We start from the raw sequence: 26,800 nt of genomic DNA on the forward strand, positions 1-26,800 counted from the left end.
CTGCGGATGCGGCGCGACAGTGGAAGTATCACCGGGGTGGCCGAGAAGAACCCCCAGACGATCTCTTACCCGGCGCCGGAATCGCGTCCGCGCCGCCACGACTACGCCCCGCTCGACCCCCATGTCATCGTCCTGTTCGGCGCGACCGGGGATCTGGCCAAGCGCAAGCTGATTTCCGGGCTGGCCTATTTGGATCAGTCCGAGCTGGCACCCGATATCCAGATCGTCGCGACGTCGCTGGAGGAATTGAGCGACGACGAGTTTCGGGATATCGCCAAGAACGCGATCGATTCGTACGGCACCCACAAACTCACACCCGAGCAGTGGGCCGATTTCTCGAAGATCGTGCGCTACGTCCCGCAGGGTGCCGGGCCGGCGGCACTGGCCGCCGCGGTCGCCGAGGCCGAGGCAAACCTGGGCCCGAAGGTGCGGCGCCTGCATTACCTGTCCGTCCCGCCGAAAGCGGCGCGCGACGTGATCACCATGCTGCGCGACGCGGACCTAGTCGAGCGCTCCCGGGTCGTCATGGAAAAGCCGTTCGGCACCAACTTGGAAAGCGCGGTGGCCCTCAACGACTTCTTGCACGAGACGTTCGACGAATCCCAGATTTTCCGCATCGACCACTTCCTCGGCAAGGAAGCCGCCCAGAACATCCTGGCATTCCGGTTCGCCAACGGCCTGTTCGAGCCGATCTGGAACCGCAACTTCATCGACCACATCCAGATCGACATTCCCGAAACGCTCGGGCTGGATCAGCGGGCGAACTTCTACGAAAGCACCGGCGCCTACAAAGACATGGTCGTCACCCACCTGTTCCAGGTAATGGCATTCGTGGTGATGGAACCGCCGACCGCCCTGGAGCCGTACGCCATCAGCGAAGAGAAGAACAAGGTGTTCCGCTCGATGCTGCCGGTGAAATGCGCCGACGTGGTGCGCGGCCAGTACAACGGGTACCGCGGGGAGCCCGGTGTGGCAAGCGATTCCGACACCGAGACGTTCATCGCTCTCAAGGTCGGCATCGACAACTGGCGCTGGGCCGGGGTGCCGATCTATCTGCGCACCGGCAAGAAGATGGCGGAGGGCATCCGCATCATTTCGATCGCTTTCAAAGAGGCGCCGCGCAGCATGTTCCCGCCTGGGTCGGGGGTAGGGACCCAGGGCCCCGACCACCTCACCTTCGATCTTGCTGACAACTCCAAGGTTTCGCTGTCGTTCTACGGCAAGCGGCCGGGGCCGGGAATGAAGCTCGACAAGTTGTCGATGCAGTTCTCGTCTCGCGAGATCGACACCGCGGACCAGACGTTGGAGGCTTACGAGCGGCTCATTCTCGATGCGATGCGCGGTGACCACACGCTGTTCACCACCGCCGAGGGCATCGAATCACTATGGGAGCGTTCGCAAGAACTCCTTACCGACCCGCCCGCGGCCAAGGTGTACCCGCCGGGAAGTTGGGGGCCCAACGCCATTCATCAGTTGATCGCGCCCAATGCGTGGCGGTTGCCGTTCGAGCGCGGTTGGCGCGAAGCGAGAACCTGATCCGCAGCGGGGCACGCCTCAATACACCATCCAGGACAGCACCGACGCTTGCAGTCCGGACAGGACGCAGATAAAGGCCAGAAACACCAAGCTCCACAACACGACTCGGCGGAAGATGTCGCCTTCTTTTCCGTGCAGTTCGACCGCTGCGGCTGCGATCGCGAGGTTTTGCGGCGAGATCATCTTGCCCAGCACACCACCGGAGCTGTTGCCCGCGGCCATCAGCAGCGGCGAGAGCCCTGCCTTGGCCGCGGCGGTTACCTGCAGTGCGCCGAATAGGGAGTTCGACGAGGTGTCGGACCCGGTCACCGCCACACCGAGCCACCCGAGAATGGGAGAGAGCAGCGCGAAGGCACCGCCCGCCCCGGCCATCCAGGTGCCCAGCGTGATGGTCTGACCGGAGGCGTTCATCACGAAAGCCAGTGCCAGCACTGCCATTACGGTGAGGATTGCCCAGCGGAGCTGATATAGCGTCGCGCCGTAGGCCTTGATCGCAGCGCCCACCGACACGCGTAGCACCACCATGGCGACGACGCCCGCCACCAGCATCTGGGTGCCCGGCGTGGTCAGCAGATTGAAGGTGAAGTTCGGTAGCGTCGACGGGGTGCCCTTGGCCGTCAGCAGATGCAGTCCCGGCCAGTGCACGGTGTAGGTCGCGTTGTCCAGATACCGCTTCACCGCCGGGATCTGGCAGATCACGAAGATGGCAATGATGATCGCGTACGGCGCGTATGCGCGGACGACCTCGGCGCGTGACTCGCCTCGCCCCAGGCTCGCTTCGAATTCGGGGGGCATCGTGTCGGCGGCGCCGCCCGCCACGACGGCAGCAGCACGGGGTGCGGTCTGCGGACGCCGGACGCGTAGCAGTAACACCACGGCGCCGGCCGAGAGCAGTGCGGCCACGACGTCGGCCAGCGCCACCGACACGTAGTTCGACGTGGCGAATTGCCCGACTCCGAAAACCGCGCCGGCGGTCAGTGCCGCGGGCCAGGTCTCCCGAATTCCGCGTCGACCGTCGACGATGGCCACCAGGGCCAGCGGGACGAACAGGGCCATGACGGGGGTTTGACGCCCGACCATCGCGCCGAGCGCGTCGCTGGACAATCCGGATACCTTGCCGAGCACGATGATGGGTGTGGCCATCGCGCCGTAGGCGACCGGCGCGGTGTTGGCGACCAGTGCGAGCACCGCGGCCTTGAGCGGCTTGAAGCCCAGGGCGAGCAACATGACCGAGGTGACAGCGACCGGTGCGCCGAATCCGGCCAACGCTTCGAGCAGCGCGCCGAAGGAGAACGCGATGATGATCGCCTGGATGCGGTGATCGTCGCTCACGCTTGCGAAGCTGCGCCGCAGCACATCGAAATGCCCTGTCTCGACCGTCATCTGGTAGACCCAGATCGCGTTGATCACGATCCAGAGGATCGGGAAGAAACCGAACACGGCACCCTCGCCGCCGGCCAACAGCGTCTGGCCAATTGGCATGCGGTACACGGCAACAGCGATCGCGATCGCCACCGCCAGCGATAGCAGTGACGCCTTCCACGCGCGCAACCGCAAAACGCCCAGCATCAAGAAGAGAATCGCCAGCGGCACGGCCGCCACGAGTGAACTCAAACCCAGAGAGTGAGCGAGAGGATCAAGGATCTGACGATACATATAGGCACCATATGGATCACATACGCCGCCATGCCTCGGATCAATCACATGACAACGACGAATGTCCGCGGAAGATTTGGAGGTTTATTAAATCAATCAGTTTATTTAGGCGTAGAGTCACCACCAGCTTCCACACCGGCAGCCGGTTGGCTGCCTTCGACGCGACCGGTGAACAGCAAAGGGAAGAGAACATGCCACCAGGTGTTGCCGCCAAGAACGACACCGAGCAGCTCGTGCTCGACTTCATCCATGCCTTCTACGGGCAGACCATCGACATCGACGCGGCGATCGCCTTGGTGGCCGAGGACTTCGTCTGGCAGCTCCATGTCCCGCTCTCGCCCGTGATCGCCGGACGCGATGCCGCACGCGCGGAGCTGGAGAAGCACAACAGCCTCTCGACGGGAATGATCGACGGCAGCGAAATCCGCACCATTGTGTCGACCGGTGACACCGTCGTCGTCGAGCGGATCGACGTGAATGCGTTGGGCGGCCAACCGGTCACGTTCCACGTCATCGCGGTCTTCGAAGTCCGGGACGGCGCGATCACCCATTGGCGCGAGTATTGGGACACCAGCCACGTTGCAAAGCAGATCGGCATCGAGGCGGCCCACATGTTCGACGTGCTCGCCTAATCGGCCGGCAAATTCCTGGAGCGCTTGTTGGCGTACATGTGCTCGTCCGCGAGGCGCATCAGATCCTGCTCCCCGGAAGCGATCCCGGCGCTGAAGCCGACGGGCTCGCCGATCTCGGCCCAGCGGTTGCGCAGCCGATCGAGAACCTGCTCGGCGTCGGGGCGATCGGCCCCGACGAGCAGCAGGAGGAACTCGTCACCGCCGATCCGGAAAGCGACGTCCTTGTTGCGCACCGACCAACGGATCGCGTCGGCGAAGGCGACCAGGACGTCGTCGCCGGCCTCATGTCCGTGACCGTCGTTGTAGCGCTTGAAGTTATCGAGATCGATGAGCACCACGGCCGACCCGTTGGCGTGCGCAGACAGCTGCGGTCCCAGCGTGCTCCGGTCGAACAATTGGGTGAGCGCGTCGGTGTGCGCGATCTTGCGGAGCAGTGCGCTTTGCTCCTCGAGTTGCGCGATGAGCCACGCCGGGACCTCCGCGACGACGACCCACATGGCCGCCGCCAACACGACGGTCGTCAACGAACCCGGCAGAACCTTGCTGCCACCGACGACGAACGCGGCGACGCCGAGTGGGACAAAGGCGAGCGAGCGCCAGCGCCGGCACGTGAGGCCGATGTAGGCGAACGTGACCGTGACGATGCCCGGATAGTTCTGGGTCGCGGCCGGCGCAACAACTCCCACCAGAACCGTCGCGAGCAGCGCCGCCGCCGGCCACCCGAACAGCAGGGCGCGCCGCTCTTGCCAACCTCGCCATCGGCCGACCAACGCGACGACCGCCGCGACGACCGCGGAGGCGCCGAGCACCGATAGGAACGCAGAGCTGAATCCGGCTCCGTAGAAGTACCCTGCCGCGGCATAAAGAGCGAGCATCGACAGATACGCCGCCAGGCCGATCGCATGCCAAACCCTCGTTGTCGGTCGGGGCTCGTCACGCCATGGCACGTGCTCAGAATAAGCGCACGTAGGACACCATCCGTTGCCGGTAATGAACGGCTGTATAACAGCGGGACGTCGTCAGCGAATACCTGACAAACACCGGCTCGATGTGCTGTGGACGAGCACATGGGCAAATAAGGTTTGCGCGACGGCAGTACGGTTCTGATTGCTCGAATCCCGTTCCGTTGGACAGGTTTTCGACATGATGAACTCTAGTGTCGCATTTCTTGCGTGCGGTCACCAGCTACGAACGGGCAAGACGTATCCGCCCCACGCCAGGCAAACGACGAGGAGCTCACGGATGCATGCAGACATACGGTCGCGGCTGCGCGATTCGCTGCGCCGGCAGGCGGCGGCACACCAATGGGAACGCCTGCTGGCCGAACACGGCACACCGCTGCTGGTGCTCGACCTCGAGCGAGTGGTCACGCAGTATCGACTGCTGAGCGATCACTTGCCCGGATTCGGTTTGCACTACGCAGTTAAGGCACTGCCGCACCCGGCGGTCGTGACCGCCCTGGCCGACTGTGGCGGTGGCTTCGAGGTCGCAAGCAGCGGCGAGGTCGACGTGCTTCGCGGCTTGGGACTGCCGATGAACCGCTGCATTCACACCCATCCGATCAAGAAGCCTGCCGACATCGACTACGCGTATCGAGCAGGTATCCGCACCTTTGTCGTCGATAACCCACTGGAGGCGCAGAAGTTCATCGGCAGGCCGGCCGACATCGAGGTTCTGGTGCGGCTGTCGTTCCCCAATACATCTGCCAAATGCGATCTTTCGAGCAAATTCGGTGTCATTCCGGCCCAAGCCGAGGCGGTGGTCAAGCAGGTCATCGGCGCCGGGGTCAGGTTTGGCGGCTTCAGCTTCCACGTCGGTAGCCAAGCGACGTCGGCCGAGCCGTACCGGACGGCGGCGCGGGCAACGCTCGGCCTCGTCGACCAGGTGCGCCGAACTTTGGGCGTTGCCACCCGCACCATCGACATCGGCGGCGGATTTCCGGTCACCTACCGCGAACCCATACCGCCGATCAGCGCCATCTCCTCGGCCATCGATGAGGCGTTCGGATCGCGACGCGCGGAGTTCACCCTGCTCGCCGAACCGGGCCGGTTCCTGGTGGCCGAGTGCATGACTCTGCTCAGCACTGTCGTCGGCACGTCGACCCGCGAGGGTCAGCTGTGGCACTACCTCGACGATGGTGTCTACGGAAGCTACTCAAACGTGGTGGTCGATGTGGAACCGCCGATACTTGCCCTACGCGAACTCGACGAAACATGGTTGCCGCACCAACCCGTGACGCTGGGCGGACCCACGTGCGACGGCATCGACGTGATCGCCCGCGACTATCCAATGCCCCAGTTGGCCGTGGGCGATGTGGTGGTCAGTCCGCTGATGGGCGCCTACTCGATGGTCTCGGCGTCGAGATTCAACGGCATCGCGGCCACGCCCGTCGTGCTGGCTCAGCGCGCATCGAACACCGGCAGGACCGACCCGCAAAACCGGGGCGGGGCAAGAGCGGTGACGGCGGCCGCACTGCCCTGAACCGCTAGCCGCCGGGGAAGGCGTTGACGCCCATCACGAGCGCGGCAGTACCGCCGTAGAGGTATGCGACCTCGACGGCCTCGGTGATTTCGGCTTCCGAAGCGCCCGCGGCACGCGCATTGTCGGCGAGCCCCCTGACCCCGTCGGGATGCGCTGCGATCGTGTCGGTGATCATGCCCATCAGCAGCTTGTACTTGGCGGGTATGGCTCCGTCCTTCAGGATCCGCTCGCGCATCCCCTGATACGAACCGGCGAATTGCGGGTCGCGCTGTTGCACCGCCGCAAACCACGGGGGATCATTCCGCGGCGCTGATGGAGTTGGCGTGGGATCGGTGCAGCCGCTCGGTGGCACGCCGCCCGGGCCGACATCGCCGCACCCGTCAGCGCCACTGCGGGCCGCGCCGGACAGGCTCCCGCCGATGATCAATGCCGCGCTCGAGACAGCAATGCACGCCTTGAATCTATTCGTCATGGGGGCACGCTACGCCCGCGCTATCGGGACGGCAACCGAAAGAGGTTGCAGCACTTAGTGATAACTGCTAGGCGGCGGTGAGCACGAACGAGGTACCGACTGCGTTGGGTACGAAAGCGTCCGGCAGCGATGTGGCGAACCGGACCTGGGCCCGCCATCCCGTGCAGTGTGCCGGGACGACCAGGCCGGGAGATAGCTCGACGAGCGCATCGACGGTGGGTTCGATGATCGGCTCGAAGCCGGGACCGGTCAGGTGGAAGCCGCCGAGCAGGCCGTGGAGCCGATCGACACCGGTGAGCCGCATCGCGTGCCGCGCAATGTTGATCGCCCCGCCGTGGCCGCATCCCGTCAATACCACAAGCCCGAGCCCACGCACGTGAACCACGAGCGCCTGATCGTCGAGTATCTGAGGATCGGGCTCCCATCGACCGTCGCGATACGCCTCGTGGAACTGCATTCCGGTCTCGAAATCGGTTGTGCGGTCGATCTCGCCGGTGATCAATACACTCCCGTCAAGCAGAATTGAAGGCTGGCGCCGCTCGATCACCTCGAAGCCCTCGTTTTGCAGCGAAGTCCGGCTAAGCGTGGGGAGTTCCCACTCCGGCCGTCCCGGCACGGCGATGCGGCGCTGACTCCAGACCAGGGGGTGCACTGTCAACGGCAGACCGGTGCGGCCCCGCAGCCGGGACAGCCCGGCGAATCCGCCGGCGTGGTCGAAGTGGCCGTGGCTGAGAACGACAGCCTCGATGTCGTCGACATCGACGCCCAGCCGCTCCATGTTGGTCGCCATCCCGTCCGGTGAGACCCCGGTATCGAACAACAGCGTGTGGGATCGACCGCCGCGGCGCACCGTGACCAGCGCCGAGAACCCGTGTTCGGCAATCATTCCGGCGACGGTGGTGCCGCCGCCGAACTGGGCCGCCTGGACCGCCGGCGTGCGCGTCATCGGCATTCGCTGCGCCGGGCCCATGTCGGTCAACAAGCCGTCGTAGCTGTTGTCGACCAGAGTCGTGATCACCAACTCGTCGACCGGTTCGAGCGCGATCGGGTCGACCGCCGCGCCCTGGAGAACGCGGGGTGCCACCGCGCCGACATCGTTGCCACCACCGCCACACATAATCGTCAGCCTAGGCATGAGGTGAGCCGTGGCGCCATGGTTAATCGGGCGGTGTCTCAAGACGCGCGTTTTCTGGCTTGAGCACGAGCGGTTCGAAACGAGTTGCATTGCAACAGAAATGATCGCGCCGGTTGCTCGTCGCGGTCGAGGCCGGAACCGGTTCAGTCTCGTGATCGATGACCGCCGCCACTTCTGGCGAAGGGCCGACTGTGGCCGCCGTCTCGGATCAGCCGGCGGCGCTGAGGATTTTGATCGCGAAAACGAGCGAGTCGCCCGGCCGGATTCCGGCGCTGGGCTGGCCTTGAGGGTAGCCGTCCGCGGGAACCATCGCGACGGCAACCGTAGACCCGACCTTTTGTCCCGCGATGGCCTTCTGGAAGCCGGGCACGACGCCGGTCAGTGGGAAGTCGACCGGTGCGCCCCGCTCGTAGCTGCTGTCGAACACGGACCCGTCACGTCCGTTGACACCCATGTAGCAGACGGAAACCGTGGCAGTGCTCGAGACCACGGGCCCATCTCCGGCGTGCAGCGTGTGCACCTGCGTCTGGGTCACGCTGAACGGTGCCGTCACGCTCACACGCGGTGCGGTCGTATCCGTGGATCCGGTGACGGCGACACTGCCGGTGCTCCCGGCCAGGGTCCAGTCAGGTGTTCCACCGGCCGGTGGTGCCGCGGTCGGGCAGGAGCCGGCCGCGGTTGCCGTGGTCGTTCCAGCGAGCATCAGCACGGTTGCCGCGGCACTGGCCGCGAGCGCGATCGAAGAGTACACCCGGAGAGACTTCACCGGCGTCACGCTACAACCACGTGGTTTTCCGGCGTCGCGGACCCACGCTCGCCGCTGATTTGCCCGGTTGGCTACGACCGGCCGGCCGGGATACGTCGGCCGCGGTCGCGAGCCATCAGCAACCTGTCCGGCACGCGGAAGGATGCGGGCACGGCATGCGGCGCGGGGTCACCGGCCAGGGCGAGCACTTCGTCGAACCCCTGCAGCAGGCATTGGGCGAACAGCCTTTCCCGCTGAACTGCGCCCCGGGCATAGCGTGCGGTGACAGTGCAGGTCCCGCCCCTGGACACCAGCGCGAATTCCACCGCCGTACCGTTCAACGGGCCAAGCCCATACTGCCGCAGCACTTTTGCGCCGCATAGGTAGGTGTCCTGCGGGTACAGAGGAATGTTCGTGGCCAGTACGTCGGTGGCGGCGGCCGACCGGAGCATCAGCTGCAGCAACACCGCTGTGGGCAGCACGCTCAGCGCGGGCGCGACCGCGCCGATCAGTCCCTTGGCGCGTTCCTCCCGGCGCCGGGTCATCTGCGTGCGGATCTTTTCGACACGCCGCAGCGGGTCGGCCGTGCCGACCGGAGCCGCCAGACTGACGGTGGCGAAGTTGTTGCCGCCGGCGGGGTCGGCTTCGGTGCGCAGGTTCACCGGCACCACCATCGGCAGCGTGCCGATCGGAACGCCAAGCGCCGAGTGGTAGCGCCCCAACACGGCGCACAGGCCGGCGAGGTAGACGTCATTGATCGATGCGCGGCACGCTTTGGCCGCGTCGTCCAGCACGCCCAGGTCCAGGTCGACCGCTTCGGTCCGAGTCGAAACCCCGCGGCTGCGCAGCAACGGCGACGGCTCGGCGGCCGGCTTGAGGATTCGCGCACCCGAGCGCGCGTAGCCGAGGGCGTCCGCCACCGTTGCCGCTGGGTCACGGGCCGCGCGGCCGACCGTGGACAGCACTGCCCGGACCCCGCAGACGAGGGCGCCGGGCAGCCGACCGACGCCCTCTCGCATCAATTCGTTGGCGGATAGGTCTTGTGGGATCGGTTGCGGGGGAGTCGCTTCCGCGGGCGGGTTGCGTTCCTGGTCGTAGACCGGCATGAACATGTTCACGCTGCCCACTCCGTCGGAGACGGCATGGCTGAGGTGTAGCAGTGCCGCGGCCTTGCCGTCGGTCAGACCCTCGACGAGGGTCGCGGTCCACAACGGACGAGCAAGGTCCAGCGGCGACTGCAGCATCACCTCGGCCATATCGAACACCTCGCGCAAGGTGCCAGGTTCCGGGGCGCGCACTCGCCGAACATGGAAGTCGATGTTGAAGTCGGGATCGGTCACCCAGCGCGGTGCGGCCGTGGGCAGCAACGGCACGACGACCTTCTGGCGCAGCCGCAACACCCGTCGGGAGACATCCTCGGCGCGAGCCCGAAAACGATCCCAATCCGGCTTGGTGTCAAGGATTTCCACCGAAATGAACCCCGAGCGGAAGCGCGGATTTGCCTCACCTCGTAACATCAGGTGATCGACCGCCGACAATTCCGTGCGCGGCTGCCCCGCGTCTCGCGGTGCTAGGCCGCCTGGAGTCGTCGCCACGGTTGCGCCTCTTCGAGTTCGTAGGCCAGCTCCAGCAACCGGGCGTCCTGCCCAACGTCGGCCGCCAGCATCATTCCCACCGGCATGCCGTCCACCGATTTGGCCAAGGGGAGCGAGATCGACGGCTCCCCGGTGATGTTGTACTGCGGCAGGAAGGCGACCCAGTCGGTGAGCCGATCGATGACCTGTTGAGAGTCGGCGCTGGGGTCAAAGTACCCGATTCGTGGCGTTTCCCGGCTGAGTGTCGGGGTCAGCACCGCGTCGTAGTCGTTGAAGAATCTGGCACTGCTTCGTCGCATACGTTTCAACCGATCGATCACCCGCGGCATTCGGTGCAGATTGCGGCGACCCCGTCGAGCCAGACCGAGGGTGAAGTTGTCCAGCTTGCCGCGGTCGACGGCGGGGCCACCGATGTGGCGGCTCACCCGCACCTGTGCCATCAGGAAATGCGCGCAAAACGAACAGAACGTCAGGTAGTCGTCGGCGAAGGACGCCGACACCAACGGGTGATCCACCTGTTCGACGCGATGCCCGAGCTCCTCGAGCAGCGACGCGGTCTTCAACGCCAACTCCGCGACCGCACCGCTACACGTGCCCACGCCCGGTTGCGTGCATACGGCAATCCGCAGGCGGGCGCGTCCCGGCGCGCTGACGTCGCCGATGCCCGGCAGATTTGGATTGCGGTGCAGCCGCTCGGCCTCGCGGTAAAACGCCGCGGTGTCGCGCACCGAGCGGGTCAGCACCCCGTTTTCGATGAGGGCGATCGGCAACCGGCGCATCCGCCTGTCCATCGGAAGCCGACCCCGCGACGGCTTCAGACCGACTAATCCATTGCACGAAGCGGGAATTCGAATCGATCCACCGGCATCGTTGCCTTGTGCGATCGGCACTACACCGGCCGCGACGAACGCCGCGGAACCGGAGGATGATCCGCCGGCGGTGTGATCCGGGTTCCACGGGTTGCGAACCGCACCCAACCTTGGATGCTCGGTTGCCGCGTTGAACCCGAATTCCGACATGCGTGTCAGGCCGAGCGGCACCATTCCCAGGGCCAGGTACGCGCCGGCGAATTCACCGTGCGCCCGAGCCGGTCGGGGTTCCCACGCGTCGCTGCCCGCCGTGGTCGGCATCCCTGCCACGGCTTCACAGTCCTTGAGGAAACTGGGCACCCCGCCGAAGAAACCTTCGCCGTCGGCTGCCTTGGCTCTGGCCCGCGCACGGTCGAAGGCCGCAAAGGCCAGCCCGTTGAGAACGGGATTCACCGCCTCGGTTCGCGCGATGGCGGCCTCGACCACCTCGGGTACCGACACTCGACTGGCTTGCAATGCGGCGACGATACCGAGGGCGTCGAGCTCGCCCAGGGCATCGTCACGAAAGGCATGCACGGCATTCAACTGACGCTTCCGATCGCTGTAGAAATGCGGACCATCTGCAATTCGAAAACGGTCGCCGCGGCGGCGATGGTGCGCCCGCGCTGCGAATCGGGAATGTGAGATAGGCCTCAGCGCAAGGAATTACGGCTGGACGAGCGATTTGCCGACTGGTCACCGATGTTGTCGATCGCAGCGGGTGAACCCGGCAGCACAGCCCGCGCTCATCCGCATGTCGCTACCGGCGCGCCGCCTGATCGGTCGCATTCTCATTCGACGAACCGCACTGCCAGCCGTTCGCTATTGTCTTTATTTGTGCTGCTGTGCCGTTGCCGGCGCACTTGCTAACGCCAAAAAGAACGGAAGGGAACCAAATGCCCTCACTTCGCTGGCTCGCGATCCCCATGATGGCTGGCGCCGCGCTGGTCGGTAGCGCCGCGACTGCGAATGCCATTACTCCCCAAGACGAGGCATACCTCAATCAATTGCGCGCCGTGGGCCTGACGTGGCCGCCCCAGACCGAGGAGGCACTCATCGGGGAGGCGCACCTGATCTGTTACGACCTCACCTGGGGTTGGACGCCACAACAGATCGCCGATGAGGTCCACGCCCACCTGGACAAGAGGAGCGTGACGTTGCCGGACGTCGGGACCATGGTCAATGCCGCACACTCGACCTATTGCCCCGGCAATGTGTGCGACGCCCCTTCGCTTTGCACGTGACGCGCGGCCGACCAGCAGCCGCGAGCGTGCCAAGTTTGAATCGCCGCGGCCATGGGTAACGAATCCTGCACCAGGTATGAGGCGTTGAGGAGGTTGACACCGTGGCGATCGACTGCTGCCCCGCGTGCGGATATCCCACAATCGGCCGCGATGTGTGCTCCTTTTGCCGTCCGTTGCTAGCGGGGCTGCATTCCGAGTCGACCTTGGCGTCCGACGCGCGCCTGCTCTATGAGCCGGCATGCAGCAGCGATGAAGCGGTCGCCTGAATCAGGTTGTGGCGCATGGCTGTTCTGCGCGCGGAAGTGTCAGGTCCGGATGGCGAGGTCTCGAAGAGCCATATTGCGCAGTTCGGCTTTCACGATTTTCCCGGTGGCGTTCAACGGAAACTCGTCGAGGAAGTACCAGTGGCGGGGGACCTTGTGCTTGGCCAGCCGTTGCGCAGCATATTCACGGAGCAACTCGGAGGTGGCGTGCGCACCGGGGCGAAGTTGGACAAAGGCCGCCACTTCCTCACCCCAGTAGGTGTCGGGTACGCCGGTCACCGCGACGGTGGCGACGGCTTCGTGATCGAGCAGCGCCGCCTCGATCTCGGTGGGGTAGATGTTTTCACCGCCACGGATGACCATGTCCTTCAGTCGACCGACGATCCGCAGGTTGCCGTCTGAGTCCAGCAGACCCAGGTCCCCGGTGTGTAGCCACTGGTCGGCATCGATGGTGTCGGCGGTCCGCGCCGGATCGTCGTGGTATCCGATCATGACGTGATAGCCGCGGGTGCATATTTCGCCCACGTCATCGACCGGGACTGTGCGTGAGTTATCTGTTGGGTCAACGATTTTCATCTCAACGCCGGGTAGGGTGCGGCCAGCCGTCGAGATCCGGACCTCGGGGGGATCGTCGGGATGGGTCATTGTGATACCGGGCGAGCATTCCGTTTGGCCGTACATGATCACCATGCACGCGCCGACGCGGTCTTCGACTTCTCGCACCAACTGGGGCTCGACCTGGGATCCGCCCGAGAGCGCTACGACGACCGAGGAGAGATCGGTGCGCGGGAAGCGGGGATGATCTAGAAGTGCGCGCAGCATGGTGGGGACGCCGCCGAAGACGGCGGAGCGCTCCGATTCGATCAACGCGAGCTGCACTTCCGGATCGAAGTACGGCATCAAGACCTGCGTGCAGCGCGTCTGGATCGCGCCCAATGTCAGCAGCACCGATCCCGCGGTGTGGAACAGCGGCATCGCGGAAACCAGAGCAGCGTCGTGCACCAACAGCCGATCGACGCAGGCCAGCCGGGAATTGTTGACAATGCCACGGTGCCGCAGCCGGGCGCCCTTCGGCAGACCCGTGGTTCCGGAGGTGTATTGAATCTGTGCGACGTCGTCGGGCCCTACCGCGGGAAGTGGTGTGCTGTCGATTCCCTTGGCGCAGAACTGTTCCCACTCGGCCAGTCGAATACTGGTACGTAGGGCCGGCAATCGCGGTGCGAGTTCCTCGAGGCATCCAGCCAGGCTGGTATCTCGATAGTCATCGACGTAGAAGACCGCTGCGGCGCCCGAGTTGCGAAGTACGTAGTCGACCTCGTCGCGTTGAAGCGCCGGGTTGACCGTCACCAACGTAACTCCCGCAAGGGCCGCGCCCATCTGCACAAGAATCCACTCGGGCACGTTGTTGGCCCAAAGGGCAACGGCCTCACCCGGATCGACGTGCTCGAGCATTGCGCGCGCAGCGCGCTCGGACTCCGTCAACAGCTGGTTGTAGGTCCATTCACGCCGATCCTGACCTGGTGGCAGACCCTCAACGAGCGCCATCGCGTCGGGGACTTCTTGCGCTGTTCGCCGCAAGACGTCGCCGACCGTGACATCCTCGATCAGGTCGGCGGAATGTAGTGGAACGAACGCGCGCTCTGACCGTCCTGCCACGTTGGTCATCGACTGCTCCTACGATCGCCGCAGTGTGTTGCTTCTGACCAGAACACCTCCTGTGTGCGACTTATTGCAGAAGCGCTTAAACCGGTTGCCAACAACCAGATCTCAGCGCCCTTCCCAAGAAGCAGGGTCGCTCGTTTCAACTAGCGTTTGAGCATTGTGAGAACGCGGATTCGAACTCTGCGGTCGCGTGCCCGCAAATCCACCCGATTCCAAGCCCCAGGTCCCGCAGGCCGGTTTACCATATCGCCATGGGGGCCGAGGGGCAGGGGCCGCACCCAACGAGTGCCCAACCAGCGAATTCCGTGGAGTTGGTTCGAACCCTCTTGGGCCTGTTGCGGCGTCGCCTAGGTCTTGACACGGCGTGGATAGCGTCGTTTTACCAAGGCATGCAGGTGTTCGAGGTGATCGACGGCGACACCGACGCCTTGGGCGTCGCACCCGGCGACCGATCATCGCTGTCCGGGTCGTATAGCGTCCGCGTCATCGATGGGCGGCTGCCCGCCGTCATTCCGGACACGTCGGCTGATAGAACTGCCTCCGTCCTGCCCCGAACACAGAAATTGCGGCTGGGCGCTTTTGTGGGCGTTCCCTTGCTCGGCCCGGATGGCTCCACGGTCGGGATGGTGGGTGCGGTGAGCCAGGAGGCAAAGCCGCATCTTGCCGATGCCGACCTTCGAATCGTCAACAAAATGGCCGACCTCATCGGCGCCTTGATGGAATTGCCGGCGGACTCGACGACAATCCGCGCCGAGCAGCGCGAAGGCATCCGCCGAGTGGTGGCCGAACGCGATTTCGAGGTCATCTTCCAAGCGATGCACGATGTCTGGACTGGCAGGGTGGTCGGCGTCGAAGCGCTCGCGCGCTTCCCGTGCGAACCGTTTCGACCCGATCTTGTTTTCGGCCAGGCGGCCCAGTTGGGCTTGGACATCGAGTTGGAGACCGCGGTCATCGCGCGCGCTCTGTCGCTGCTGCCTCAGCTGCCCGACGATGTGTTCGGCGCCGTGAACATCTCGCCATCGGCGGTGCTGCTGACTCCCTGGTCCGAGTTGCTCGCCGACGTCGACCCGTCGCGGCTCGTCGTGGAGATCACCGAGCATGATGCCGTGGAGAACTACGATGCTCTCGACGATGTGCTCGAAGCATGCCGGGCACGGGGTATGCGGGTGGCGGTCGATGACGTCGGCGCCGGCTTCTCCTCGTTCTCTCACGTGCTGGAGTTAGCACCAGAATTCATCAAGATCGATCAGTCCATCACGCGCAATATCGACGCCGACGATGCCCGGCGGCGACTGGCCCAGTCCATTGCCGAATTCGCCGCGCAGATCGGCGCGACCGTCATCGCCGAAGGGGTGGAGAGCCAGGGCGAACTGGACGCCATAAGCGCTGCCGGCATCCCCTGGGCGCAGGGTTACTACCTCAGCAGGCCCCAATCCCACACCCACGGTTTTGCGCCCTGCGGTGCCGTCGCGGAACCAGTCGATCAGTCGTTCGATGTTTTCGACCTGCTCGGAGAACGACGGTTCGAGCTGGCCCTGACGCATTCGCCCATCGGTATGGCCGTCGTCGGCCTGGACGGCTCGTTCCAGCGCACCAACCGGGCGCTGCGGACGATACTCGGCTACGGCAGAAAGGCCTTGGCAGGCCTCACCTTCCAGGAGATCACCCATCCCGACGATCTGGATGCCGACTTGGCTCTGCTTGGTGAGTGCCTCGCCGGGCGTCGCCGCAGCTACCGCATGGACAAGCGTTTCATCGCCGCCGATGGACGGATCGTATGGTGCGACCTCACCGCGGTCCTCGTGCAGGGCCACCGGAACCAGCCTCGTTGCTTCGTCTCACAAATCCTGGACGTCACCGCCGACCGCATGCGAGAGGCCGAATTGGCGCGCCAAGCCACCACCGACACCCTGACCAAGATTGCCAACCGCTCCGCTGCGTGGAGCCAGCTCGAACAACTCGACGCGGCCGACAAACGCTACGGCATCCTGTTCTGCGACATCGAGCAATTCAAGTCCATCAACGACCGATACGGCCACCGAGCCGGCGACGAACTGTTGATCGAGGTCGCTGACCGCCTAACCGCGGCCGTCGGAGACGATGGTCTCGTCGCCCGCTGGGGTGGCGACGAATTCCTGGTCATCACCGACGCCGTTGACGATCGCGGGCTCACGCACCTCACCAAGCGAATAGCAAACCAGGTGCAAAGGACACCGATCAACCTCGCCGACGGCACCGAGATCTGTATCGCTTTGACGATCGGCTCCGCAGCACACCGGCCCGAAGATGGCCGATCCATAGATGCCGTCCTGGAGCGCGCCGATCAGGCCATGTACGAGCAGCGGCGCCTACAAACCGGCGTCTTTCGCCTTGCGGCCGGTCAACCCGGCTCCCGCTCGTCGTGAGTCCTGCTGCCGAACAGCATCTTTAGCGGAAATATCCGGAGACGCATCGACCGCGGCAATGTATTGTGTTGCGCTTCAACATAATTGAAGACATGACGGATTCTAACGAAGGCGGCTTTCCGGCCGCATTTCCGGCTAGGTCGTCCGGGTCGGCGCCGGCTATTTGCGGTGGGCAATATGCTGCGGATTCGGGCAGAGCGCCACGGCGCAACCGTTGCTGGTCTGCCGCACCGGCGGTGGACTATCGTGTTGCTGAATTGCAGCTGTCGGGAGGTTTCGGTGGAAGGGACCCCGTTCGGCCGGTACCGCCTAATCAGTTTGCTCGGCAGAGGCGGCATGGGGGAGGTCTGGCGAGCCTACGACACCGTCACCGATCGGTTGGTCGCGCTGAAAGTCCTCCCGGCGCATTTTGCTGCCGACAGGACGTTTCAACAGCGATTCCGTCGCGAGGCCCACGCAGCGGCACGATTGAACAACCCTCACGTGGTGCCAATTCACACCTACGGCGAGATCGACGGGCGACTATTCGTTGACATGCGGCTGATCGAGGGCCGCGACCTGGCAACCGTGCTGGCCTCCGCAGCGATGTCGCCCTCACGCGCGGTCCACATTGTCGAGCAGGTGGCCCAGGCCGTCTACGCCGCGCACAAGATTGGATTGGTTCATCGAGATATCAAGCCCTCCAACATCTTGCTCGATGAACACGACTTCGCGTATCTGATCGATTTCGGGATCGCGCGCGTTGTGGGCGAGACCGGTCTGACCGGAACGGACGCGGTGGTCGGCACGCTGCGCTACATGGCACCGGAGCGGTTCAGAGTCGGTCAGGCCGACGCACGCTCGGACATCTACGCGCTTGCCTGCGTGCTCTATGAGTGCTTGACGGGCGGCTCCCCATTTCCGGGCGACAGCATCGAGCAACAAGTGGCAGGGCATCTGTCGACCCCGCCGCCGCGACCGTCCGACTCCGGCGCGCCGCCGGCGTTCGATGCGGTCATCGCCACCGGCATGGCCAAAGACCCCGGGCAGCGCTACGCCACCCCGGTGGATATGGCACGCGCCGCGCGCGACGCGATCACGGTGCCGCTCCGTGCGCAGGACCCAAATGTGCAGTCGCACACCGTCACTGCCCCTGCGCCCACACACGAGGCCTCGGGTGAGCCAACGATGCCCGCGCCAAAACCATTGCCCCGCGATCCGTCGCAGCCCATGGCGGGCAACCGCACACGCGTCAAACGATCCTGGGTGGTCGCCGCAGTGATTGCGGTGGTGGTGGCGGGAGGCGCGAGCGTCTACCTTCTGCGCCCACACACATCCACGACTGAACCTACCCAGACGACTGCGGTCGCCCCGCCACCGGCGGCGCCTGGCGCGGGAGGCACACCCAGTGCGGTAGCGACGGCGGTGCCGAGTGGTCCACCTACGATCGCCGCCTCGATACGGGTGGGCAACGGCGCCTTCGGCATCGCGGTCGACCCGGCCGGACACAGCGCCTATGTCGCGAACACCGGTTCCAACTCCGTCTCGGTGGTCGATACCACCAGCCGCACGGTCACAGCCACGACCGCGGTGGGACGCCATCCCGTCGGTGTTGCCGTGGATCCGTCGACCCGGACCGTATACGTCACCAACTACGACGACGCCTCGGTGTCGGTCATCGACATCGCCAGCAGCAAGGTCGTCGCCAAAATAGGGGTCGGCAGCCATCCGGGCGGAGTAGCGGTCGACCCCGATGCCCGGATCGCCTATGCCACAAACGGTGACAACGCATCGGTCTCAGTCATCGACACGACGACGCATACCGTGACGGCGACGGTGCCCACCGGGAAAGGTCCAAGCCGCGTAGCCATCGATCAAACCGCTCACCGCTTGTTTGTCACCACTGCCGATCCGACGGTGACGGTTATCGATACCACGAACCGAACCGTCATCGGTTCTGTCGCGCTTCGCGTCCACCCGGCCGGTATCGCCATCGACACCGCATCGCACACGGCCTATATCGCCAGCGGCGACGATGCATCGGTGTCCTTCGTCGACACCATCGGCCTCGGCGTCACCGCTAGCGTTCCCGTCGGGCAACGCCCCGCGGGCGTGGCGGTGGACCCGCCGACAAACACCGCGTACGTGGCCAACTACAGCGGCGCGTCCGTCTCGGTGATAGACACCACGAGGCGCATCGTCACCGGAATCCTTGCCGTCGGTAACAATCCGCTCGCCATCGCCGTCGACCCCACCACCCACTTCGCCTATGTCAGCAGCGACCTCAACCATGGCTCGGTGACAGTGATCGAACGCTGACGCCGGGCTCGGACCACCGATTCAAGTAGTGAACTACTCACGCTCTCGCGATGAGTCGGTACTACCTTTCCATCAGGCGCCGACGACGGCGCACGACCGATAAACTAGGGGGCCGATATGCCCGTACGTTGGCAAGTCGACGGCAATTGGACCATCGCTGCGAATTCCGTCCAGTACTGGAACTGGAACTTCTTCACGGACCCGGGGCCAAGCGGTGGACCAAACCAGGGCCCGATCGTGTTTCGGGCGATCCCTAAGGGGAGATCCCAAGGAGGCAACAATACCGCCCGAAACGTCTTGGTCACATACGATTTCGCGATGTGTCGCGGCGGCCCGGGCGACGATCACGCACCCGAGGTGTTCTACGAATTCAAGATCCGAAACGACAGCAGCGTCGCCGTGCCGTTCGTGCTCCAATTCATCAAATTCAGCGACCTACCGCTCAACACCTGAGTGAGGATAGCCATGAAAATCACTGTGATCGTTGACGATCGCTCGAACATCGTCGGCACCGCCGGTAAACGGGCCTCAACTAGACCCGAGGCGGGAACGGGTGGGCCGGTCGCTGGGCCCGGGCAGTCCGTCCGCGAAATCGAACTGCCGAAAGAGCTTCTGGGCGTGGAGGACGTCGTCGAGCTGTACCCCAAGCTACAAGAGCACTTCAAGAGTCAGGCATGATCTCAACCGGATGATCACTCAAGGGTTCAATCACGACCCCTACTCGTTTCATCAACTCGATTGAACGGTTGCTGTCCATCACCGTCTTTACGTCACCCTCGAGTATCACGTACACGGCGCGGTTCATCCGCTCGTAGAACTGTTTCATCGAATCCGGGCTGCGAAAGACCGGGAAGTACCAAACACCCTCGCGTTCAAGCAAGAACGGCTTGTGTTTGCCGTCTTTCGTGTCACCGAAAGGGGTGGAGTAGTAGACCTTGGCATCTGCGGAAAGTCTTTCGGGCTGCTTCTTCTTTCCGAACAGGCGCACGCAATCTCCTCAAAGAGTCAGCTACAGTCGGCGGTCCCGGCGATATGGCCCCGTTGTAAGTTCGTTCGGAGCTACCAAGACCGCGATCGCCCGCGCACGCGAGGGGAAGCCCATGAGAACCATCGCCTACCGCCACGCGGCAGGTGTCGGCCTGGCCGCCGTCGCACTGATGACCGCGGGCTGCGGCAACGGCAAGAGCGTCGACGCGTCGGCACCGCCTCAGGCCAAGGCGAGCGCCACCTCTACTTCTCACGCGCCGGCTCTGCCCACGGAGGTGAAGCTCGTCGGCGTGGACGACGTCGAGGTGACTCTGACGGGGCCGATCGCCGCCAAATACTCGTCGGCCACCGAGAGCCAGAGGCAGGCTCTCGGCAAGCCGCTGACGGGTGACCGCAACGCGGGGACGCGGGAGAGCGGCGTGGTATTCCAGCAGTTCCAGGGCGGCGCGATCATCGCGAAGAACAACCAGGCCGGTACGCCCGCATACATCATCGTGGGCAAGATCCGCGAGGCCTGGAATGTCCCACGCGGTCCGGACGGCACGCCCGCTGTCACCGGCACCAACGGTTCGGCAGGTCCGCTGGGTTTGCCCACCAGCGATGTGAACACCGTCGGCGACCTGCAGGTGTCGACCTTCGAGCACGGCAAGATCGAGTACAACCCGACGACCGGCCAGGTCGCGGTGACAGTAGACGGCAAGGTCGTGCCATCCGGGCTCTAGCTCGAATTGCGGGCAGCGATCTCGTCGCTACCGCACATCACCACTTGGATGGCCCCCATGGAGGTTCCACTGGCCGCAATCGGAAGCCAGCACGTCGTTGACGTCGACTTCGAGTCCGCCGACCTTCGGCCCGGGATTGGACGCGGTGCTCACGACCCTCTGGTAGAGAACGGCGGCGGGGTGAACCTGATTGCCGGACCAGGCCCGAGTTTGCCACAGCCACCGGCGGCCAGGTGTGCTCGAAGACCCGACAACGCCATCGGCCGCGGCCCACTGGCACACCCGGATGCCTCCGTAGACACCGGTGCGCTGAACCCCGAGAACCGAGTTGATTCCGCGAAACCACTGCAGCGCAGTGCGATTCCAGGTGTCCCGATTGATGTCCTCGTCGATGGTGAAGAAAATCGGCGCGCTTTGGCCGCCGCCCGCCGCGGTGTGCAGCTGCCAGGCGGTGCGCGCGTCCGCGACGCCGCCCGCGTAGCCCCGCGTGAAGTCCGACGGTGCCGACCCTCCCGGCTTGCCGTATTGGTAGTTGCTGACGATCACCAGTCCCGCGGCTTTCAAGGAATCGGCGTAGGACCGCGTGATCGGCTTGGCGCCAAACGATGAGCCGGGACGCGACTCCGAAACGTAGTTGACCACCCCGCTATAGCCGGCAGCTCGGATCTGCTGCGCCGGAATCTGGCGCGCGGCGAAGTCGATCAGTCGGGGAGGGGCGGCGGCCGCCGCCGTGGGCATGCCGCAGGCTACCGATGCGGCACCCAGACCGGCCAACGCGGCAGCGTACCGGAGCGCGTCGCGGCGGGAAACAGTTCGCACATCGCTAACCTGCGGGGGCACACTGTGCATCGCGCGATGTTAACGATGTGACTGTTGTTACCGATAGACCTGCGCCAGCCGAAACGCGGTTGCAGTCCCTAATGGATACCGAACGGTGACCGTTCGGCTATACCTCACGCCGCGACAAAAGAACTCGGCGTGGGCATTCCGGATCAGCCGTTCGTCAGCTGCAGGTTACGACGGCACGTCTTCGGCAGGGGAGTCGTCGTTTGCAGCCAGGTGGTGCAGGACTCGTTCGTTGAGGGCGGCCACCATGTCGAGCTCAGCAGGGGTAAGCAGATCGATGAAGTTCCGGCGGACATCCGCTACATGCCCTGGCGCCGCCTTCTCGATCGCGGCGCGGCCGGCCGGCAGCAGGCAGACCATGGTGCTGCGGGCGTCGTCGGGGTTGGGCTCGCGGCAGATCAGGCCGTCGTCCTGCATGCGCCGCACCTGATGCGAGACACGGCTCTTCTCCCAACCCAGTGCGTTGCACAGGTCGCGGGCGGACATGCGGTCCCCGTCGAGAGCCGAAAGCACCGCGAGGACCTCGTAGTCGGCCCCGGACAGGCCCGATTCCTGCAGGCCCCGGTTCAGGTGTGCGACGAGTTGGTGATGCGCGTGCATGAAGGCCCGCCAGGCACGGTCTTCACGAGCGTTCAGCCAGTTCGCTTCCATCGAACTCATACTATCTCAATTGGTTGACACATCACCAATCCTTCATAAAGCTAAGTAGTCAACCTTTTAGATCCGCAACCAAGGCGGGGACACTTTATGAGCAGCATCAGCATCATCGGCTCGGGCAACATGGCCAGCGGCATAGGCGCTATGGCGGTCAAGGGCGGCAACACCGTCGAGGTGATCAGCCGCGACCCAGCCAAAGCCGCGGCGCCGGGCCTGCTGGTGATGGGCCTGGCCCGCAATGGCCTGGGGGATTTCGACTCTTCCCTCGGCGTACGGCTCAGCTGAGTTCAACACCGCATGCGGCCCTGGGAACTGCGGACGCACGGGGAGTAGTGATAGTGACTCACCTGGTCGGCGGCCTGCAGGTGTCGACATTCGAGCACGGCGAGGTCGAGTACAACCCGACGAAACCTTGCCGACGTACTCGCCCTGCATGCGGGGGAGCGGCTTAGGCGTCGCCAGTAACCGACTTATCCGACAATCGCCCGCGCTGCGCGCTCTGCGATGAGCATGACCGGCGCGTTCGTGTTGCCGGAGATGATCGTGGGCATAGCCGACGCATCGACCACTCGAAGGCCGGCGACGCGATACACGCGGCAGTCGGTGTCGAGCACCGTGGCGGCCGAATGCGGTCGCCCGTGGGCGTCGAAACTTCCCATCGCGCAGGTACCCACCGGATGGAAAATAGTCGTACCGAGTTCACCGGCCGCCCGCTGCAGGTCTTCGTCGCTCACCAGTTGCGAGCCGGGAAGCAACTCTTGCGGGTCGTACCGCGCCAGCGCCGGCGCCGCCATGATCTGCCGGGTCATCCGGAGGCCCCGGACGGCGATTTGACGATCGGCGTCGGTCGACAGGTAATTGCAGAAGATCTTCGGGTAGGTCAGGGGATCTGCACTGGCCATGCGCACATGGCCTCGCGAGCTGGGTCGCAGATTGCAGACCGAGGGAGTGATCGCTCCGAAGGGGTGCAGGGGTTCGCCGAACTTCGGCAACGACAAGGGCTGCACATGCCACTCCAGATCGGCGCTTTCCAGGGCGGGGTCGCTCCTGGCGAAAGCCCCTAACGTAGACGGCGGCATCGTCATGGGCCCCGATCGCAGCAGCAGGTACTGAAGTCCCATGCCCGCACGGGTGATCCAGTTCCGGTACAGCGTGTTGACGGTCGGGGCGCCCCGGATCCGGTAGATCGTTCGAAGCTGCAGGTGGTCCTGCAGGTTTTCGCCCACTCCCGGTAGATCGACGGCCACCGGCACGTGATGCTGGGTAAGCAGGCCGGCTGGGCCCAGACCCGAGACCTGCATCAGATGCGGTGAGCCAATAGCCCCAGCGCTGAGGATCACCTCGTGGCGGGCTCGGAGGTCGATGATCTGGCCGCCCCTGAGAAGCCGAAGGCCGGTGACGCGGCGCTGGGCCGTCGTCCAGGCACCGCGACGCTGATTTTCCGGGACCTGGTCGTCCATCAGAATCTGCAAGGCCTGGGTGTGTGTATAGACGGTGAGGTTCGACCGGTGAGCGATGGGATGCAGGAAGGCATCGGCCATCGACCAGCGACGACCACGCCGCTGGTTGACGTGAAAGTACGCAGAGCCGGCGTTGACGCCCCGGTTGAATTCGTCGATCGGGTCGATGCCGACCTCGGCAGCGGCGGCCTGCCAGGCGTCCAAGATCTTCCAGCGCACACGTGGCCGCTCGACACGGATCTCGCCACCGGCGCCGTGGCAGTCGTCGGCGCCGCCGAAGTAGTCCTCCAACTTTTTGTAGATCGCCAGTGTCTCGCCTGGGGTGTCCGGGCCACCCCAAAGCCATCTCTCGTCGCCGGTGGCCTGCGCCCACCGGTCGTAGTCGCTCGCCTGTCCGCGCATGTGGATCATGGCGTTGATCGACGAGCAGCCGCCGATCACCCGGCCGCGCGCGTAGTGAATGCTGCGGCCGGCCAGGCCTGGGTCGGCCTCGGTCGTGAAGCACCAGTCGGTGCGGGGGTTGGCGATGGTGTACAGATAGCCCACCGGCACCTTGATCCAGAACCAGTTGTCTCTGCCGCCCGCCTCAATCAGGAGCACACGGCGGTCAGGGTCGGCGCTGAGCCGATTGGCGAGCAGGCAGCCCGCACTGCCTGCTCCCACGATGATGAAGTCGAATTCGGCTACCGGGCTCATTTCGATATTGGACAACGAAATAGGTTGGCGCACAACTGAAGAAGCAATTCTCTACCAGAGCCTATACGCCTCGCCGCGCAGTCCGAGAGCACGAATGTGTGCCGTGACCGTTAAGCATCGTTACCGCAATCGTGATCTCGCACTCGTATCTTTGGACAAACCAGAAGGCCGAAGCTATCGGCCTCCCAATGACGCCTATCGGCGTCCGCAAGCCTGGGGGCTGATATGACCACCGCAATCGCCGAGCACAATCTGGTCGACCAAGACGCGCGTGACGATCTCCTTTTGGCGGTTGCAAGCATCAACGCAGGTGCTCGTCGCAGGAACACCGTTCTCGTCGAGTCGAGGCCGCACTGGCGACTCACGGAAGCAGAGATCGTGCGCGCGTCGATCACCGTGATTTTGGTGGCCCTTGTGACGGTGATTGGCGTCTCCGCGGGCGCGATCTTGACGATGGGTTAGCAGCGGGTACGGCCCGGCCCGGCGGCGGCCTCGCGGCGACGTCACCCTGGGTACGACTCCGGCGGGATAGCACTCTCGTCCACTCGGTCAGGCAGCGGGCGATTCTGGTTTCGTGGCGAGGTGTTCTCCGAGCAGGCTCTAGATGCCGTGTGCAACAAGGGCTTTGACTTCCTGGGCGGGCGCATAGCTACCGGCGAACCCGTACGAAGACACCCTGAACGCGACATCGCCGCCGAGAAGGAAGTCAAAACCGGCGCCAAGGAACGACGCAAACCCAAGACACAGTCGACATAGCGATGGTTAGGTGATGAAGACATCAGCTACCCGAGGCTGGGGGTGTACACGTCCGGGTACTGAGGTGAACCAATTAATGGGTATGGGGCAACGCAGGGAGTTGACGTGGCGGTCCGGGGTATCAGGGCACTTAAGAAAATCATGCAGACAACGTTCGATCCAGAGCTCGTGATTCCGCAAGACACTACGGTGACGGAATTTACCGGCGATAACAGTTTGTCGCGGAAAGATCTTTTTCAGCATCCGATTCCCGCTGACTCCCTGATATGGAAGTATTGGGGGCGTCTTGATGTGATATTTTTCGGCAGCGGGGTGGTGGGCACCATTGCGGGGGCGTGGCCGCAGATGGCGAAAGCGACCACGAATTCTGTTCTTTTCACCGGCGACAGTTCTTTCGGTGCGCGCGCCAAGATATATAAAGAACGGCGCCAGAGATCTCGTGAGTACATTTATGGCGCGGTGTACGGCGCTCCGGAGGACGCGAAGAAATACGGACTGAAGACTCGGAATATGCACAAGTCCGTCAAAGGCGCACTGCACGAGGGTACCTACCATGCCCTAAATGCGGAGACCTTCTACTTTGCCCATGTCACCTTCTTTTATCACCTATTGATCATAATAACTGAGCAGCTGTATTTCGACGGTTCCATGCCACGTGCGATGAAGGAGCAGCTATTTGAGGAATCCAAGGAGTGGTACAGCATGTGGGGGGTGGACGATAGCCCTCAGCCGGATACCTACGACAATTTCGAGCGGTATCTGGAAAACATCGAGCATAATTATTTGGTGAACTCACAGGTAACTCAGGTCATGCTGGAACAATTTTTGGAGAGCCGCCCGGCGCCGCGGTGGTGGCCTGCAGTCATGAAAAAATTTGTGTGGCCCTGGTGGGCGGCGCGGCGGAATGTCGTTGCCAATAGTTTTCCGCCCCATGTGCGGGAGTTGTTCAACTTAGAGTGGACCTCCCAGGACGAGGAGATGACGCTCCGTTTTATGCGTATGTATCGGCGCCTCTACGCAGTTCTCGAGCGCCTAGTCCCGCAGAAGTATCTCTACTTGCCGATTGCGGTGGAAGGCTTTGAGCGGGAAGGGATCGATCCACGCAACATCACCCTGGAGTCCGCACAGCAAGCACTGCGGGAAAACCGCGCCCGCCGCGCCGCACAAGAAGATGCACCAGCAGGTGAGGCGAATGAGGTGCTTGCTTCCAGCTGATAAGTTGCTGGGCGGTGGTCTCGCCGTGGCCGGCAGAGCTGTCCGTAGGTCCGCATGTCGCGCACGATGATGCTGAGCGCAGCGCGCGTCAGCAGCACCTACAACAAGCCGAGGCTGACTTTGACGTCGTTGCTTTCGACGACGATTGCGCGCGGGCATTTGGCGGTGTTGACGGGGATGGGGTCGCTCAGAACGGCCGTGATGTTAAGTTGACATAAGCTGAGCGCAGCGCGCGTCAGCAGCACCTACAACAAGCCGAGGCTGACTTTGACGTCGTTGCTTTCGACGACGATTGCGCGCGGGCATTTGGCGGTGTTGACGGGGATGGGGTCGCTCAGAACGGCCGTGATGTTAAGTTGACATAATGTCGCTTATCGGCATAACCAATACACCGAGTTCGTGGGGGAACCTCATTGACATCCCGGTGCACGGGCTCGCATCAACGACTCCTCGCCGGGCGGTTCACGGCGCTCGCCGCGCGTACGCCCG

Annotated in this window: 26 protein-coding genes; 14 read left to right on the top strand and 12 right to left on the bottom strand. The window is 64.1% G+C overall.

Annotated elements, in window-relative coordinates:
* The first annotated feature begins 36 nt into the window (after nucleotides 1-36).
* Nucleotides 37-1,536, top strand: coding sequence for a glucose-6-phosphate dehydrogenase (gene zwf, locus BN973_RS16490; protein ID WP_036472561.1), 1,500 nt, complete (start codon nucleotides 37-39; stop codon nucleotides 1,534-1,536).
* 18 nt (nucleotides 1,537-1,554) lie between these two features.
* Here the strand turns inward: zwf and BN973_RS16495 are convergent, their stop codons facing one another.
* Complete coding sequence (locus BN973_RS16495; RefSeq protein WP_036469437.1) at nucleotides 1,555-3,192, bottom strand: L-lactate permease; 1,638 nt, start codon at nucleotides 3,190-3,192, stop codon at nucleotides 1,555-1,557.
* An 11-nt stretch (nucleotides 3,193-3,203) separates the two neighbouring features.
* Between BN973_RS16495 and BN973_RS16500 the strand changes: the two genes are divergently transcribed.
* Nucleotides 3,204-3,824: a limonene-1,2-epoxide hydrolase family protein gene (locus BN973_RS16500; RefSeq protein WP_232232097.1), complete on the top strand. Its 621-nt coding sequence runs from the start codon at nucleotides 3,204-3,206 to the stop codon at nucleotides 3,822-3,824.
* Here BN973_RS16500 and BN973_RS16505 read toward each other — a convergent pair.
* Nucleotides 3,821-4,771 carry a GGDEF domain-containing protein gene (locus BN973_RS16505; protein WP_036469440.1) on the bottom strand — a complete coding sequence of 317 codons (951 nt, stop codon included), beginning with the start codon at nucleotides 4,769-4,771 and terminating at the stop codon, nucleotides 3,821-3,823. The two genes, BN973_RS16500 and BN973_RS16505, sit on opposite strands and share 4 nt — an antisense overlap.
* A 295-nt stretch (nucleotides 4,772-5,066) precedes the next feature.
* Between BN973_RS16505 and BN973_RS16510 the strand changes: the two genes are divergently transcribed.
* The gene (locus BN973_RS16510) at nucleotides 5,067-6,305 is read left to right on the top strand and encodes a type III PLP-dependent enzyme (protein WP_084163425.1); all 1,239 of its coding nucleotides are present in this window, start codon (nucleotides 5,067-5,069) and stop codon (nucleotides 6,303-6,305) included.
* Between the two features lie 4 nt (nucleotides 6,306-6,309).
* On the opposite strand, the gene BN973_RS30570 is transcribed toward BN973_RS16510, so the two are convergent.
* From BN973_RS30570 to BN973_RS16535, 5 genes are all read right to left on the bottom strand, one after another.
* On the bottom strand, nucleotides 6,310-6,777 hold the full coding sequence (locus BN973_RS30570; protein WP_084163426.1) for a carboxymuconolactone decarboxylase family protein: 468 nt from the start codon (nucleotides 6,775-6,777) through the stop codon (nucleotides 6,310-6,312).
* Between the two features lie 67 nt (nucleotides 6,778-6,844).
* Complete coding sequence (locus tag BN973_RS16520) at nucleotides 6,845-7,894, bottom strand: MBL fold metallo-hydrolase (RefSeq protein WP_036469442.1); 1,050 nt, start codon at nucleotides 7,892-7,894, stop codon at nucleotides 6,845-6,847.
* A 226-nt stretch (nucleotides 7,895-8,120) separates the two neighbouring features.
* Nucleotides 8,121-8,687, bottom strand: coding sequence for an FKBP-type peptidyl-prolyl cis-trans isomerase (locus BN973_RS16525; RefSeq protein ID WP_036469444.1), 567 nt, complete (start codon nucleotides 8,685-8,687; stop codon nucleotides 8,121-8,123).
* Nucleotides 8,688-8,749: 62 nt separating this feature from the next.
* Nucleotides 8,750-10,252, bottom strand: a complete 1,503-nt coding sequence (locus tag BN973_RS16530) for a wax ester/triacylglycerol synthase family O-acyltransferase (protein WP_051641303.1) — start codon at nucleotides 10,250-10,252, stop codon at nucleotides 8,750-8,752.
* Entirely contained in the window at nucleotides 10,228-11,646 is a 1,419-nt protein-coding gene (locus tag BN973_RS16535; RefSeq protein ID WP_036469446.1) for an amidase, read from the bottom strand. Before BN973_RS16535 ends, BN973_RS16530 begins: the two co-directional genes overlap by 25 nt.
* On the opposite strand from BN973_RS16535, the gene BN973_RS31385 reads away from it, so the two are divergent.
* On the top strand, nucleotides 11,572-11,745 hold the full coding sequence (locus BN973_RS31385; RefSeq protein WP_198049004.1) for a hypothetical protein: 174 nt from the start codon (nucleotides 11,572-11,574) through the stop codon (nucleotides 11,743-11,745). The two genes, BN973_RS16535 and BN973_RS31385, sit on opposite strands and share 75 nt — an antisense overlap.
* Before the next feature lie 251 nt (nucleotides 11,746-11,996).
* Nucleotides 11,997-12,344, top strand: coding sequence for a DUF732 domain-containing protein (locus BN973_RS16540; RefSeq protein ID WP_139830229.1), 348 nt, complete (start codon nucleotides 11,997-11,999; stop codon nucleotides 12,342-12,344).
* A 305-nt stretch (nucleotides 12,345-12,649) separates the two neighbouring features.
* Here the strand turns inward: BN973_RS16540 and BN973_RS16545 are convergent, their stop codons facing one another.
* Complete coding sequence (locus BN973_RS16545) at nucleotides 12,650-14,272, bottom strand: AMP-binding protein (RefSeq protein ID WP_036469448.1); 1,623 nt, start codon at nucleotides 14,270-14,272, stop codon at nucleotides 12,650-12,652.
* A 386-nt stretch (nucleotides 14,273-14,658) separates the two neighbouring features.
* Between BN973_RS16545 and BN973_RS16550 the strand changes: the two genes are divergently transcribed.
* The 4 genes from BN973_RS16550 to BN973_RS16565 all read left to right on the top strand — a co-directional run bounded on the left by BN973_RS16550 (nucleotide 14,659) and on the right by BN973_RS16565 (nucleotide 19,650).
* Entirely contained in the window at nucleotides 14,659-16,674 is a 2,016-nt protein-coding gene (locus tag BN973_RS16550; RefSeq protein ID WP_330981736.1) for an EAL domain-containing protein, read from the top strand.
* 279 nt (nucleotides 16,675-16,953) lie between these two features.
* Nucleotides 16,954-18,972, top strand: a complete 2,019-nt coding sequence (locus tag BN973_RS16555) for a serine/threonine-protein kinase (RefSeq protein WP_084163427.1) — start codon at nucleotides 16,954-16,956, stop codon at nucleotides 18,970-18,972.
* Nucleotides 18,973-19,290: 318 nt separating this feature from the next.
* Nucleotides 19,291-19,425, top strand: a complete 135-nt coding sequence (locus BN973_RS32010; protein ID WP_269147645.1) for a hypothetical protein — start codon at nucleotides 19,291-19,293, stop codon at nucleotides 19,423-19,425.
* Between the two features lie 12 nt (nucleotides 19,426-19,437).
* Nucleotides 19,438-19,650, top strand: a complete 213-nt coding sequence (locus tag BN973_RS16565) for a hypothetical protein (protein ID WP_139830228.1) — start codon at nucleotides 19,438-19,440, stop codon at nucleotides 19,648-19,650.
* Here the strand turns inward: BN973_RS16565 and BN973_RS16570 are convergent.
* On the bottom strand, nucleotides 19,634-19,960 hold the full coding sequence (locus BN973_RS16570) for a hypothetical protein (RefSeq protein WP_036469461.1): 327 nt from the start codon (nucleotides 19,958-19,960) through the stop codon (nucleotides 19,634-19,636). The genes BN973_RS16565 and BN973_RS16570 overlap by 17 nt on opposite strands.
* 112 nt (nucleotides 19,961-20,072) lie before the next feature.
* Between BN973_RS16570 and BN973_RS16575 the strand changes: the two genes are divergently transcribed.
* The gene (locus BN973_RS16575; RefSeq protein WP_036469464.1) at nucleotides 20,073-20,681 is read left to right on the top strand and encodes an LGFP repeat-containing protein; all 609 of its coding nucleotides are present in this window, start codon (nucleotides 20,073-20,075) and stop codon (nucleotides 20,679-20,681) included.
* Between the two features lie 27 nt (nucleotides 20,682-20,708).
* On the opposite strand, the gene BN973_RS16580 is transcribed toward BN973_RS16575, so the two are convergent.
* Both BN973_RS16580 and BN973_RS16585 read right to left on the bottom strand, forming a co-directional pair.
* Complete coding sequence (locus BN973_RS16580; protein WP_036469466.1) at nucleotides 20,709-21,530, bottom strand: DUF1906 domain-containing protein; 822 nt, start codon at nucleotides 21,528-21,530, stop codon at nucleotides 20,709-20,711.
* Nucleotides 21,531-21,695: 165 nt separating this feature from the next.
* Entirely contained in the window at nucleotides 21,696-22,178 is a 483-nt protein-coding gene (locus BN973_RS16585; protein ID WP_036469467.1) for a MarR family winged helix-turn-helix transcriptional regulator, read from the bottom strand.
* Between the two features lie 96 nt (nucleotides 22,179-22,274).
* On the opposite strand from BN973_RS16585, the gene BN973_RS31730 reads away from it, so the two are divergent.
* Complete coding sequence (locus BN973_RS31730) at nucleotides 22,275-22,469, top strand: NAD(P)-binding domain-containing protein (RefSeq protein WP_036469469.1); 195 nt, start codon at nucleotides 22,275-22,277, stop codon at nucleotides 22,467-22,469.
* Nucleotides 22,470-22,654: 185 nt separating this feature from the next.
* On the opposite strand, the gene BN973_RS16595 is transcribed toward BN973_RS31730, so the two are convergent.
* Nucleotides 22,655-24,340: a GMC family oxidoreductase gene (locus BN973_RS16595; protein ID WP_036469470.1), complete on the bottom strand. Its 1,686-nt coding sequence runs from the start codon at nucleotides 24,338-24,340 to the stop codon at nucleotides 22,655-22,657.
* 225 nt (nucleotides 24,341-24,565) lie between these two features.
* Here BN973_RS16595 and BN973_RS16600 point away from each other — a divergent pair, with 225 nt between their 5' ends.
* From BN973_RS16600 to BN973_RS16605, 3 genes are all read left to right on the top strand, one after another.
* Nucleotides 24,566-24,802, top strand: coding sequence for a hypothetical protein (locus BN973_RS16600; RefSeq protein ID WP_036469471.1), 237 nt, complete (start codon nucleotides 24,566-24,568; stop codon nucleotides 24,800-24,802).
* Nucleotides 24,803-24,922: 120 nt separating this feature from the next.
* Nucleotides 24,923-25,096 (top strand): hypothetical protein, encoded by a 174-nt coding sequence (locus tag BN973_RS31735; RefSeq protein ID WP_232232098.1) that lies wholly within the window; start codon nucleotides 24,923-24,925, stop codon nucleotides 25,094-25,096.
* Nucleotides 25,097-25,237: 141 nt separating this feature from the next.
* Nucleotides 25,238-26,311: an oxygenase MpaB family protein gene (locus BN973_RS16605; protein WP_084163628.1), complete on the top strand. Its 1,074-nt coding sequence runs from the start codon at nucleotides 25,238-25,240 to the stop codon at nucleotides 26,309-26,311.
* Nucleotides 26,312-26,800: the final 489 nt, after the last annotated feature.

This window comes from Mycobacterium triplex (assembly GCF_000689255.1).
In the GTDB taxonomy this organism is placed as follows: Bacteria; Actinomycetota; Actinomycetes; order Mycobacteriales; family Mycobacteriaceae; genus Mycobacterium; species Mycobacterium triplex.